We start from the raw sequence: 12606 nt of genomic DNA, 5'->3' as shown, positions 1-12606 counted from the left end.
CCTTTCTCGGCGACTAGATAAACGTCCGCTCTTGCCGAAGTCCGCCCTTCAACGAGCAGATTGCGAACAGCAGGAATGTTCCAGCCCCCGACACCCCCCATCACCCCACCCGCGGAATCCGGTACGGCAGCATGAACTGCACCATGGGCGAGGCGAAGCGGGCCATGTCGAGGCTTTCCTGCACCGAGACGACCGGTTCGCCGTAGAGGGTGGAGCGCAGGGTGGAGCGGGCGTAGAAGGGGGCGTCTTCCCAGGTGCGGACAACGCTCGCCAGGCCGCGGTCGGCGCGGGTCTTGCGTTCCATTTGCCACAGGGTGTTGGGCAGGGGGGCGACGGGGGGGAGCACGTCTTCCTCGTGCGGGGTGCCGTCGGCGGCGAAGCGCAGGGCGCTGGCGAAGGGGCGGCCGCTCTGGCGGATGCCTTCGTACATGACGAAAGCGCCTTTCCGGCTGTGCGCGCGGGACCAGTGCCACACGCGAAAGCCTTGTTCCAGCGACTCTGCGCCAAAGTTGGAATCGAGATAGGCGCTGCCCTGCCACGACAGCGCGGGCGCCTGCATCGTCACTTCGATCCGCGCGCGCGGGGCCAGGCAGTGCCAGCGGTGCACGCCTTGCGGATCGAGTGCAAAGGCCGTGGCATTCATGGTTTCGGGAATGACCCGGATGCGGCCGGCGACGCGGCGCTGCCAGGGCACGCCCACGCGCTTGTCCATTTCCTCGATCTCGATTTCCAGCGCATTGCCGGTCCAGTGCACGCTGCTGGGCCCGATCTGAAGGGTATCGGCATCGCGCCGCACGGCGCCGCGCGCGCGCTCCGTCATCGTCCAGCGCGCGTCGGGACCATAGAGCGCGACGTTGAGCGCGCAGTGATCGAGCGGATCGGCCCGGCCGCTTTTCTTGTAATAGGGCGAAAACACGCTGCCGATGAAGGCGATGATAGTCAGCCCGTGGCGCCCGCAGGCGCTGATCGCGTCGACATACCACCAGCCGTAGCCACCGGGTGGAACCGCCGCATCGAAGCGAGGTCTTGCATCACCACCTGGGCTGCCAGCCGTCCCGACAAGGCGGCCATCGGCACCCCTGCCCCCGGGTGGGTGCTTCCACCCGCGCAATAGAGCCCAGGGATCCGCGTCCGCGTGCCCTGGCGCAGGAAGGACGCCGCCCAGCCGTGCGAGGCCCGTCCATAGATCGCTCCGCCGGTCGAGGGCGAAAAGGTCTCGAACGTGTTCGGCGTCAGCAGCACGCGGGGAAAATCCACTTCCAGTTCCAGCCCGCAGCGCTGCAGCGCCCGGCTCATGGCCAACGTGCATTGGTCCCTCTCCTTTTCGGTATAGACGTGGCTGTCGCCATTGGCGGGCGCGTTGACGATGATCTGCAGCCGTTCGCGGCCGCCATCGTTGGCCAAGGCGCCGTCGCGATCCTGCGCGCAGACATAGACGCTGGGATCGGCGGGTGGGCGGCCCCCGGCGATATCGCGGAATTCGCGCGGGTAATCGGGCGAGAACAGGACGTTGTGGCGTTGCAACGGAAAGCTGCCGCTGCTGCGCGCATGGGCGAGCCAGACCATCGCCGATAGCGAGCGCTTGCGCACCCCGTGGCTGCTGACTGCCATGGCCGCCACCGGGCCCAGGCGGCCCGCTGCCAGCGCTTCGGGATCGGCATTGGCAATCACGGCATCCGCTGCCACGTGATCGCCATTGGCCAGGACCACGCCTGATGCCCGGCCGAGCGCGGTTTCCAGCATCGCCGCGCCGGTGCCGAAGCGGAACTGCGCGCCATGTGCCTTGGCCAGGTTCATCAGCGCCTGGGCCAGCGCGCTCATCCCGCCATCGATCAGCCAGACGCCAAGCGACTCGACATGCGCGATCAGCATCAGCGTGGCCGGCGTGGCAAAGGGGGAAGAGCCGCAATAGGTGGCATAGCGCGCGAAAAGCTGGCGCAGGCGGGGATCGGCAAAGTGCTGCCCCAACACGGCCCACAGGCTTTCATAAGGGCGGATCGCCAGTAGATCGCCCAAGCGCCAAAGGCCGATGCGCCACATCAGCGATGGCGGCCAGGCGAGCTTGCTGCCGCGCAACATCGTGGCATCGAGAATGCCGTGGATGCGCGCCGCCTCTGCCCGAAACGCGCGAAACCCGGCGGCCGCGCCGGCCCCGGCGAAATCACCGATCGCCTCTTCGCTGCGCGCCGGATCGGCATGAAGATCGAGCTGGCGGGTCTCGTCCCAGGCGTGGCGGGCCAGCACTTGCGCGCGCCGGATCGTCACGTGATCGGCAAGGCTTGCCCCGCATTCGTGGAAAATCTCGTCGAACACGTCGCGCAGGGTGAACACGGTTGGTCCGGCATCCACGGCCACGCCGTCTACCGCGATCTGCCGCGCCTTGCCCCCCGGATGGGCGGCTTTCTCGATCACGGTCACGGCGTGGCCCCGCGCCGCGAGCAGCGCCGCTGCCGCCAGGCCGCCGATGCCGGCGCCGATGATCGCAACACGTGCCGCCATCTGCGTGCCCCCGTCTGCATGAATGCGTTGGAAAAGGAATCGAGCCTGCGTGTTCGCAATTGAACTTTACCGCATATGTGTCAAACAAGATAGACATATGCTGATGTCAACCACCATTGAAGGCTTTCAAGCCTTGCCACGGCTCAAGCGCTGGAAGGGGCGGTGGGTGGCGTGGCGCAACGCGGTCTTGGCCAGCCCGCATTTCCAGTTGTGGGCGGCGCGTCTGCCGCTGCTGTCCTGGGTGGCGCGGCGGCGCGCGGTGCAGGCATTCGATCTGGTGGCGGGCTTTTGCTATTCGCAGGTTCTGGCAGCGGCGGTGCAGGTCGGGCTGCTCGACCTGTTGCGCCGGGGCCCCTGCGATCTGCCCGGTGTGATCAAGGCCAGCGGCCTTTCGCAAGCGGCGGCGCTGCGCCTGGTGCGCGCGGCGGCCGCGCTCGACCTGGCTGAGGAAGTGGCGCCGGGATGGTGGCTGCTCGGGCCGCAGGGGGCGGCGCTGCAGGCCAATCCGGGCGCGATTGCGATGGTTCGTCATCACGCCCTGCTTTATGCCGATCTGGCCGATCCGGTGGCCCTGCTGCGGGCCGATCGTGCTGCGCCCACTGCGCTTTCCGCGTTCTGGCACTATGCCGGCAACGCCCCTGCGCCAGAGGCTGCGGCCTATTCCGCGTTGATGGCCACCTCGCAAGCCATGGTCGCCAGCCAGGCGCTGGGGGCCTATCGCTTTGCGCGGCATCGCCGGGTGCTCGATGTGGGGGGTGGGCACGGCGCCTTTGCCAACGCGGTGGCGCGCGCCTGCCCGCGGGTGGATGTGGGGGTGTTTGACCTGCCGCCGGTGATCGCCGGGGCGCAAGTGGACCGGCGCATTGTGTTGCACGTGGGCGATTTCTTCCGCGATCCGCTGCCCGCGGGGTATGATTGCATCACGCTGGTGCGGGTGCTGCACGATCATGACGATGCCGCCTGCGGGGCGCTGTTGCGCGCCGTGCACCGTGCCCTGCCGCCCGGTGGGCGACTCGTGGTGGCAGAGCCGATGGCAGCGACGGCGGGGGCCGCCGCGATGGGCGAGGCCTATTTCGGGCTCTACCTTTGGGCGATGAATGCCGGCCGCCCGCGCTCTGCCTGCGAATATGGCGCGATGCTGAAAAACGCCGGGTTTTCCCGCTGGCGGCGCCAGGCGACGGATTACCCGGTCGTGTCCAGCCTGATTGTCGCGTTTAGATGACAAAATAAAGCGTCAACTGTAATTGACGTTTGACCGCGTTGGCGTATGTTGATTCTTGCCGGACCACATCCGCCTTTGGGTGTTGCGCCGGGGTCGAACAGACCGATGGGAGAAGGACCGGGGCATGGATGCGCTGGCCGTCATACTCGAGGCACCCAGGTGCATCGCGCTGCGCAAGCTGACGTTGACCGGCTCGGCCGGAGCGGGGCCTGCGACGGGCGCTTCGCCGGCGCCGCTCGGCCCTGGCGACGTCCTGGTCGACGTGCGGTGGAGCGGCATCAGCACCGGCACCGAGAAGCTCTTGTGGTCGGGCGAAATGCCGGCCTTTCCCGGAATGGGCTATCCCCTGGTGCCGGGCTATGAATCGCTGGGCCGTATCGTGGACGCCGGGGCCGATGCCCAGGGGCGGATCGGTGACTGGGTCTTCGTGCCCGGCGCGGCCTGCTATGCCGATGCGCGCGCCTTGTTCGGTGGAACCGCGCAAGCCCTGATCGTGCCGTCGGCGCGCGCCTTTCCGGTGGCCGAAACGCTGGGCGCCGATGGCGTGCTCTTTGCCCTGGCCGCAACCGCGCTTCACGCGCTCAACGGCGGAGCGGCGCCCGATCTGATCATCGGGCATGGCGCGCTGGGCCGTTTGCTCGCGCGGCTGGCGATCGCGCAGGGTGCGCCCGCGCCAACGGTGTGGGAGCGTAATCCGCTGCGGCGCACGGGCGATACCGGCTATCGCGTGATCGCGCCCAAGGACGACGACCGGCACGACTATGGCACGATCTATGATGCCAGCGGCAATGCCGATTGCCTGGACCTGCTGATCCCGCGGCTGCGCCACGGCGGCGAAATCGTGATGGCCGGGTTCTATGCCAACCGCCCGAGCTTTGCCTTTGCCCCCGCCTTCATGCGCGAGACGCGTTTTCGCATTGCGGCAGAGTGGCGGAGCGAAGACCTGGAGGCGACGCGCGCGCTGGTCGAGCGGGGGGCGTGCAGCCTGGCTGGCGTGATCAGCCACATGCGCCCCGCGCACGAGGCGCAGGATGCCTACCCCGAAACTTTCCTGGCCACCGACTGCCTCAAGACGGTTCTCGATTGGAGCGCTTGCGCATGACCTTGCTGAACACTGCCAACGCCCCGCACGGCGCCATGCTGCGCGCCGAAGCCGCGATCGAACCCGACCTGCCCCATATGGGCGAAGCGACCAAGCAGACCCAGGTGATCGCGATCTATGGCAAGGGCGGATCGGGCAAGAGCTTTGCCCTGTCGAACCTGAGCTACATGATGGCGCAGCAAGGCAAGCGCGTGCTGCTGATCGGGTGCGATCCCAAGTCCGATACCACCAGCCTGCTGTTTGGCGGGCGCAGTTGCCCGACGATCATCGAAACCTCGGCCGCCAAGAAGCTGGCGGGCGAAGAGGTGCGGATCGAGGACGTGTGCTTCCAGCGCGACGGGGTTTTCGCGATGGAGCTGGGCGGGCCGGAAGTGGGCCGCGGCTGTGGCGGGCGCGGCATCATCCATGGGTTCGAGCTGCTGGAAAAGCTGGGCTTCCACGATTGGGGGTTCGACTACGTGCTGCTCGATTTCCTGGGCGACGTGGTCTGCGGCGGGTTCGGCCTGCCGATCGCGCGGGACATGTGCCAGAAAGTGATCGTGGTCGGCTCCAACGACCTGCAATCGCTTTATGTGGCGAACAACGTCTGCAAGGCGGTGGAATACTTCCGCAAGATGGGCGGCAACGTGGGCGTTGCCGGCATGATCGTGAACAAGGATGATGGCACCGGCGAAGCCGCGGCTTTTGCCCGCACGGTGGATATCCCGGTGCTCTGCGCCATTCCGGCGGACGAGGACATCCGCCGCAAGTCCGCCAATTACCAGATCATCGGCCGGCCCGGCGGGCAATGGGGCAGCCTGTTCGAAGACCTAGCGCGCAACGTGGCCGCAGCGCCGGCGCGGCAGCCGCGCCCGCTCGACCAGGATGGCCTGCTTGGCCTGTTCTCGCCCGAGGACGTGGGCGGGGGCGTGGTGCTGGTGCCGGCCACCCAGGCCGACATGCGCGGCGGCGCCTTTGTCCGGAAGCCCTCGCTCGAGGTGATCTATGACGAAGCGTGACGCGCCCGCGCCCGTGCTGGAGCGCCAGCCAGACCGGATCGCGCTTGGTACGCCGGCCGAAGGCGGGGGCTGCCATGCCGATGCCGGCGTGTTGCGCGCGGCGACCGACAAGGCGCAGGGCAGCGAATTGCTGGCGCGCTATGCCGCCGATTATCCCGTCGGCCCGCACGACCAGCCGCAGAGCATGTGCCCGGCATTCGGCTCGCTGCGCGTGGGGCTGCGCATGCGCCGCACCGCCACGGTGCTCTCCGGCTCGGCCTGTTGCGTCTATGGCCTGACGTTCACGTCGCACTTTTACGGCGCGCGGCGGACGGTGGGCTATGTGCCGTTCAACTCCGAAACGCTGGTGACCGGCAAGCTGTTCGAGGACATCAAGGAAGCGGTGGAAGGGCTGGCCGATCCGGCGCTCTATGATGCCATCGTGGTGACCAACCTGTGCGTGCCCACGGCCAGCGGCGTGCCGCTGCGCCTGCTGAAAAAGCAGATCAACGGGGTGCGCATCATCGGCATCGACGTGCCCGGTTTCGGCATTCCCACCCATGCCGAGGCCAAGGACGTGCTGGCCGGTGCGATGCTGGCCTATGCGCGGACTGAGGCCGAGCAGGGCCCGGTGGCCGCGCCGCGCGTGAAGGCGGATCGGCCCACGGTGACGCTGCTGAGCGAGATGTTTCCGGCAGATCCGGTTGGCATCGGCATGCTGCTGGAGCCGCTGGGCCTGGCGGCGGGGCCGGTGGTGCCCACGCGCGAATGGCGCGAGCTCTATGCCGCGCTCGATTGCGCCGCAGTGGGTGCGATCCATCCGTTCTACAGCGCCAGCATGCGTGAATTCGAACATGCCGGGCGGCCCATCGTTGGGTCGGCACCCGTGGGCGTGGAAGGCACGGCGGCCTGGCTCGATGCCATCGGCGCGGCTTGCGGCGTGGCGCAGCGCCTGATCGACAATGCCAAGGACCGCTTCCTGCCCGCCATCGGTGGCGCGCTGGCGGCCAATCCGATCAACGGGCGGATCACCGTGACCGGCTATGAAGGATCGGAACTGCTGGTGGCGCGGCTCCTGATCGAAAGCGGCGCCGATGTGCCCTATGTCGGCACGGCCTGCCCCGCCACCGTGGCCGGGGCGGCGGACCGCGCCTGGCTGGAAGCGCGCGGTGTGCGGGTGCAGTTCCGCGCCAGCCTGGAGCAGGACCTGGCCGCCGTGGCCGAATATGCGCCCGATCTGGCGATCGGCACCACGCCGGTGGTGCAATATGCCAAGCAGCGGGCGATCCCGGCGCTCTATTTCACCAACCTGATTTCCGCGCGCCCGCTGATGGGCATGGCCGGCGCGGGCAGCCTGGCGCAAGTGATCAATGCGGCGATGGCCAACAAGCCGCGCTTCGACGCGATGCGCGCGTTCTTCGATGGCGTGGGCACGGGTGCTCAGGCAGGCGTGTGGGAAGACACGCCGCAGGACCGGCCGCAGTTCAAGAAGAAATACGCTGCGCTCAACGAAGCCGCGCGCAAGGCGGCCGAGGCGGTGGGATCATGACGCTGGTGCTCGATCACGACCGGGCCGGCGGCTATTGGGGCGCGGTCTATGTCTTTGCCGCGGCCAAGGGCTTGCAGGTGATCATCGACGGGCCGGTGGGCTGCGAAAACCTGCCGGTCACATCGGTGCTGCATTATACCGATGGCTTGCCGCCGCACGAATTGCCCATCGTGGTCACCGGCCTGGGCGAGGAGGAGCTGGGCAAGACCGGCACCGAAGGGGCGATGAAGCGGGCCTGGGCCACGCTGGACCCGGATTTGCCCGCCGTGGTCGTGACCGGCTCCATTGCCGAGATGATCGGCGGCGGGGTGACGCCGCAGGGCACCAATATCAAGCGCTTCCTGCCGCGCACCATCGACGAGGACCAGTGGCAGAGCGCGGATCGCGCGCTGAGCTGGCTGTGGTCGGAATTCGGGCCGAAGACCGTGCCGGCGGCGCGCCCGGTGAAGCCGGGCGAAAAGCCGCGGGTGAATATCATCGGCCCGTCCTATGGCATGTTCAACATGGCCAGCGACCTGCACGAAGTGCGCCGCCTGATCGAGGGGATCGGGGCGGAGGTCAACCTGGTGTTTCCGCTCGGCTGCCACCTGGCCGATATTCGCAAGCTGGCCGATGCGCAGGCCAATGTCTGCCTCTATCGCGAATTCGGGCGCGGCTTGTGCGAAGTGCTGGAGCGGCCCTATTTCCAGGCGCCGATCGGGCTGGACAGCACGACGCGGTTTTTGCGTGCGCTGGCGGCGGAACTGGGGCTGGACGCAGAACCGTTCATCACCCGCGAGAAGCACACGACGATCAAGCCCTTGTGGGACTTGTGGCGTTCGGTGACGCAGGATTTCTTTGCCACGGCCAGCTTCGGCATCGTGGCCAACGGCACGTATGCGCGTGGCATCCGGCACTTTCTGGAACAGGACATGGGCCTGCCGTGCAACTTTGCCTTTGCGCGCGAGCCGGGGGTGAAGCCGCGCAACGAGGACGTGCGCGCCGCGATCCATGCCAATCCGCCGCTGGTGCTGCTGGGCAGCTATAACGAGCGCATGTACAACGCCGAGCGCGGCGGGCGCGGGATCTATATCCCGGCGAGTTTTCCCGGCGCTGCCATCCGCCGCCACACCGGCACGCCGTTCATGGGCTATGCCGGGGCGACCTATCTGGTGCAGGAAGTGTGCAATGCGCTGTTCGACGCGCTGTTCCACATCCTGCCGCTGGCCACCGAGATGGACAAGGTGGAGCCCACGCTTGCGCGCGTAGCCGGCGAGGCTGCCTGGCGCGAATTGCCGTGGGACGAAGATGCCAAGGCGCGGCTCGACGATGTGGTTGCGGCCCAGCCGGTGCTCATCCGCATTTCGGCCGCCAAGCGGCTGCGCGATGCGGCAGAGCGCGCCGCGCGCCGCTGCGGCGAAGACCGCGTCAGCGCCGATCGCCTGGCCGATGCCCTGCTTGAGGCACAGGTCGCATGACCCGCGCCGACCCCGATCGCCCCGCTGCCCGGTTTTGGGCAACCCGGCCTTGCCATTCTCGCGGCACCATCGAAGCGCGGCGAACCGCCCCGCAGGTTCGCGAGGATACCGAAGAGGTCTTCCGCCTCTCGCACACCACCAACGAAAGGAGATTGGGCTATGAGTGATCGTGACGATCGCTTTGGGCTGAGAACATATCTAACGCCCGAAGAAGCAAAGGAATTCCACAAGCTGTTCATGAGCAGCTTCCTTGGCTTCACCGCCGTGGCCGTGGTTGCACATGTCCTTGTCTGGATGTGGAAGCCCTGGCTCTAAACGCGCGTTTCCCTCGCGACCTCGGGCCATCACGGCTTGATGGGGCGGGGGCCAACAATCTTGCACAAGGATAAAACCCATGTGGAGACTTTGGCTGATTTTCGACCCGCGCAGGACACTGGTTGCCCTGTTTGCTTTCCTGCTCGTGCTGGCGCTGATCATTCACTTCATCCTGCTCAGCACCGATACCTACAACTGGCTCGACGGCCCCAACTCGGCGCAGGGCGCCGCGCATGCCGCCGCAGCCGCGAAGCCGGCAAGCTGACGAAAGCCCGTGCGAGAGGCGGCGGCTGTCCCGACCGCCGCCTCAAGGGCCCGGCCGATCGACAAGGGGGCAACCGATAACAAACGCCGCCGCATCCAGGCGGGGAAGGGGATGGCCATGGCACTCCTGAGTTTCGAACGAAAATATCGCGTGCGCGGCGGCACCTTGATCGGTGGCGACCTGTTCGATTTCTGGGTGGGCCCGTTCTACGTCGGCTTTTTCGGCGTGGTGACGGCGATCTTCGCCTCGTTGGGCACGGCGCTGATTTTCTATGCCGCCAGCCAGGGCCCGACGTGGAACCCGTGGCTGATCTCGGTGGCGCCGCCCGACTTGAAATATGGCCTGGCGCTGGCGCCGCTGAAGGAGGGCGGCTTCTGGCAGATCATCACGGTCTGCGCGCTGGTGTCATTCGTGTCATGGGCGCTGCGCGAAGTGGAAATCTGCCGCAAGCTGGGCATGGGCTATCATGTGCCGGTGGCCTTTGGCATGGCGATCTTTGCCTATTTCACCCTGGTGGTGATCCGGCCGGTCCTGCTGGGCGCGTGGCATTGGGGCTTTCCCTATGGCATTTTCAGCCACCTCGACTGGGTGTCCAACACGGGATACCAGTACCTCCACTTCCACTATAACCCGGCGCACATGCTGGCGGTGTCGTTCTTCTTCACCACCACGCTTGCACTGGCGCTGCATGGCGCCCTGGTGCTTTCGGCGGTGAACCCGCCGAACTGTGGCGAAGTGAAGACGCCCGAATACGAAGACACCTTCTTCCGCGATCTGATCGGCTATTCCGTCGGCACCCTGGGCATCCACCGCGTGGGCCTGCTGCTGGCGCTCAACGCCGGGTTCTGGAGCGCGGTGTGCATCGTCATCAGCGGCCCGCTGTGGACCCGCGGGTGGCCCGAGTGGTGGACCTGGTGGCTCAACCTGCCGATCTGGTCGTGAAGGAGCACCGTGCGATGGCGACCTATCAGAACATCTTCACCCAAGTGCAGTTGCGTGGCGAGCCCGAGATGGGCGTGGCCCTGCCACCCGGCAGCGAGGCGCGGATCGGCGAGGGTGGCTTCGTCCACGTGCTTGGCCTGATCGGCCAGGCACAGATCGGGCCGATCTACCTGGGCTGGACCGGGCTGTTTTCGTTGATCTTCGGCTTTACCGCGTTCGAGATCATCGGGCTCAACATGCTGGCGTCGGTGCATTGGAATCCGATCCAGTTCGTGCGCCTGCTGCCTTGGCTCTCGCTGGAACCGCCGGGGCCGGAATATGGCTTTACCCCCTTCGTGCCGCTGGCCAAGGGGGGCTGGTGGATCATGGCCGGGTTCTGCCTGACCACGTCGGTGCTGCTGTGGTGGGTGCGAACCTATACCCGCGCAAGGGCGCTGGGCATGGGCACCCACGTGGCCTGGGCATTCCTCAGCGCGATCTGGCTGTTCCTGGTGCTGGGCTTCATCCGCCCGTTCTTCATGGGCAGCTGGGCCGAAAGCGTGCCGTTCGGCATCTTTCCGCACCTGGATTGGACGGCGGCCTTTTCGATCCGCTACGGCAACTTGTTCTACAACCCGTTCCACTGCTTCTCGATCGCGTTCCTTTATGGTTCGACGCTGCTGTTCGCCATGCATGGCGCCACGATCCTGGCCGTGGGCCGCTATGGCGGCGAGCGCGAGATCGAGCAGATCACCGACCGGGGCACGGCATCGGAACGCGCCGCGCTGTTCTGGCGCTGGACCATGGGTTTCAACGCCACGATGGAATCGATCCACCGCTGGGCGTGGTGGTTTGCGGTGCTGACCACGCTGACCGGCGGCATCGGCATCCTGCTGACCGGCACGGTGGTGGACAACTGGTATCTGTGGGCACAGCAGCACGGCTATGCCCCCCACTATCCCGCAACCGGGGTGATCGACCCCGCCACCTTGGGGAGCGCCGGGAAATGAGACGGATCACCGCATTTGCGCTGGCAACGCTGGCCGCGCTTTCCCTGGGGGGCTGCGAACTGGCGCACAAGGTTTCCGGCCAGAACGGCTATCGCGGCACGGGCATGGACCAGGTCACGGTCAAGAAAGTGGCCATGGCCAAGGACGAGGTGCCACCGCCGCCCTATGATCCGCCGTCCAACGACGGGCCCCGCGCCCGGGAATCGTTCCAGAACCTGCAAGTCCTGGGCGATGAATCCGCCGAGCAGCTGAGCTATACCATGGCTGCGATCACGGCCTGGGTGGCACCCAAGGAGGGCTGCAACTATTGCCACAATCCCAACAACATGGCCTCTGACGAACTCTACACCAAGGTTGTCGCCCGGCGCATGTTGCAGATGACGCGCAACATCAACCACAACTGGGGCGCGCACGTGGGACAGACCGGCGTGACGTGCTATACCTGCCATCGCGGGCAGGCGGTGCCGGCCTATAACTGGGCGCTGCCGCCACAAGGGCCCAACGGCATCATCGGCAATCGCCACGGCCAAGACAATCCGATCGACGCGACAGGCTTTTCCGCGTTGCCGCAAGCCTCGCTGGCGCTCTATCTGACCGGCGATCCCAAGCGCGACCAGAACATTCGCGTGCAATCGACCAGCGCGCATCCTTCGCCGGCCGACAAGACCAGCGTAATGCAGACCGAAAATTCCTATGCCGTGATGGTCCACGTTTCCAAGGCCTTGGGCGTGAACTGCACGTTCTGCCACAATGCCCAGTCGTTTGGCACCTGGCCGATCAGCACGCCCAAGCGCGCCAAGGCCTGGTACGGTATCCGCATGGTGCGCGAAGCCAATGGGCAATACATCGGCTCGCTCGCCAACGTGTTTCCGGCCTATCGCAAGGGGCCGATGGGCGATCCGCTCAAGGTGAGCTGCGCCACGTGCCACCAGGGCAAGAACAAGCCGCTGGGCGGCTATCCCATGGCCCGTGATTATCACGCGCTGTGGGGCGCACCCGGGCCCAACACCGTACCGGCCACGCTGCCCCGCCCGCTGCTGGCGCCGCCGCCGGCACAACCGGTTGCCTCGGCCGCGCCGGCACGGGCCAACCCGGCGGGCTGATGGCGATGGCCAGCCTGCTGCATCCGCCCTGAGCGGTCCGCCATCGGCCCGGCAAGACGGCCCAAGGAACCGCTGGTGCCACAAACCGTTTTCGCGCCAGGGAAGTCACAGGAAAGTGCGGCAAACAGAGCCCTTTCGGCACCCACGGCCGCATGCAAGCGAAGATCGGTTGACCGCCCTAACGGC

Annotated in this window: 13 protein-coding genes; 11 read left to right on the top strand and 2 right to left on the bottom strand. The window is 66.7% G+C overall.

All coding sequences use genetic code 11. The features are described from left to right. Positions 1-100 precede the first annotated feature (100 nt). Positions 101-916 carry a hydroxyneurosporene dehydrogenase gene (locus tag FHT19_RS10895; RefSeq protein ID WP_248290408.1) on the bottom strand — a complete coding sequence of 272 codons (816 nt, stop codon included), beginning with the start codon at positions 914-916 and terminating at the stop codon, positions 101-103. Positions 917-939: 23 nt separating this feature from the next. After that, entirely contained in the window at positions 940-2499 is a 1560-nt protein-coding gene (gene crtD / locus FHT19_RS10890) for a 1-hydroxycarotenoid 3,4-desaturase CrtD (RefSeq protein WP_169475142.1), read from the bottom strand. 103 nt (positions 2500-2602) lie between these two features. On the opposite strand from crtD, the gene FHT19_RS10885 reads away from it, so the two are divergent. From FHT19_RS10885 to pufC, 11 genes are all read left to right on the top strand, one after another. Continuing rightward, the gene (locus FHT19_RS10885; protein WP_169475141.1) at positions 2603-3721 is read left to right on the top strand and encodes a methyltransferase; all 1119 of its coding nucleotides are present in this window, start codon (positions 2603-2605) and stop codon (positions 3719-3721) included. 124 nt (positions 3722-3845) lie between these two features. Continuing rightward, positions 3846-4823: a chlorophyll synthesis pathway protein BchC gene (gene bchC, locus FHT19_RS10880; protein ID WP_168557258.1), complete on the top strand. Its 978-nt coding sequence runs from the start codon at positions 3846-3848 to the stop codon at positions 4821-4823. Positions 4824-4858: 35 nt separating this feature from the next. Beyond that, positions 4859-5821 carry a chlorophyllide a reductase iron protein subunit X gene (locus FHT19_RS10875; protein ID WP_169475471.1) on the top strand — a complete coding sequence of 321 codons (963 nt, stop codon included), beginning with the start codon at positions 4859-4861 and terminating at the stop codon, positions 5819-5821. Next, positions 5808-7349: a chlorophyllide a reductase subunit Y gene (gene bchY, locus FHT19_RS10870; protein WP_169475140.1), complete on the top strand. Its 1542-nt coding sequence runs from the start codon at positions 5808-5810 to the stop codon at positions 7347-7349. The genes FHT19_RS10875 and bchY overlap by 14 nt, the downstream gene beginning before the upstream one ends. Then, on the top strand, positions 7346-8806 hold the full coding sequence (gene bchZ, locus FHT19_RS10865; RefSeq protein WP_169475139.1) for a chlorophyllide a reductase subunit Z: 1461 nt from the start codon (positions 7346-7348) through the stop codon (positions 8804-8806). The genes bchY and bchZ overlap by 4 nt, the downstream gene beginning before the upstream one ends. Further along, entirely contained in the window at positions 8803-8973 is a 171-nt protein-coding gene (locus FHT19_RS10860; RefSeq protein ID WP_169475138.1) for a hypothetical protein, read from the top strand. The genes bchZ and FHT19_RS10860 overlap by 4 nt, the downstream gene beginning before the upstream one ends. Further along, a complete protein-coding gene (gene pufB, locus FHT19_RS10855; protein WP_168557254.1) occupies positions 8966-9121 on the top strand; it encodes a light-harvesting antenna LH1, beta subunit in 156 nt (51 codons plus the stop codon). The genes FHT19_RS10860 and pufB overlap by 8 nt, the downstream gene beginning before the upstream one ends. 79 nt (positions 9122-9200) lie before the next feature. After that, the gene (gene pufA / locus FHT19_RS10850; protein WP_168557253.1) at positions 9201-9386 is read left to right on the top strand and encodes a light-harvesting antenna LH1, alpha subunit; all 186 of its coding nucleotides are present in this window, start codon (positions 9201-9203) and stop codon (positions 9384-9386) included. 117 nt (positions 9387-9503) lie between these two features. Then, positions 9504-10328 carry a photosynthetic reaction center subunit L gene (gene pufL / locus FHT19_RS10845; RefSeq protein ID WP_169475137.1) on the top strand — a complete coding sequence of 275 codons (825 nt, stop codon included), beginning with the start codon at positions 9504-9506 and terminating at the stop codon, positions 10326-10328. Positions 10329-10342: 14 nt separating this feature from the next. After that, positions 10343-11317: a photosynthetic reaction center subunit M gene (gene pufM, locus FHT19_RS10840; RefSeq protein ID WP_169475470.1), complete on the top strand. Its 975-nt coding sequence runs from the start codon at positions 10343-10345 to the stop codon at positions 11315-11317. Next, positions 11314-12420 carry a photosynthetic reaction center cytochrome PufC gene (gene pufC, locus FHT19_RS10835; RefSeq protein WP_169475136.1) on the top strand — a complete coding sequence of 369 codons (1107 nt, stop codon included), beginning with the start codon at positions 11314-11316 and terminating at the stop codon, positions 12418-12420. Before pufM ends, pufC begins: the two co-directional genes overlap by 4 nt. Positions 12421-12606 lie beyond the last annotated feature (186 nt).

It is taken from the genome of Novosphingobium sp. SG919 (assembly GCF_012932495.1).
Lineage (GTDB): Bacteria > Pseudomonadota > Alphaproteobacteria > Sphingomonadales > Sphingomonadaceae > Novosphingobium > Novosphingobium rhizosphaerae.
This window is presented reverse-complemented; position numbering and strand designations above follow the sequence as displayed.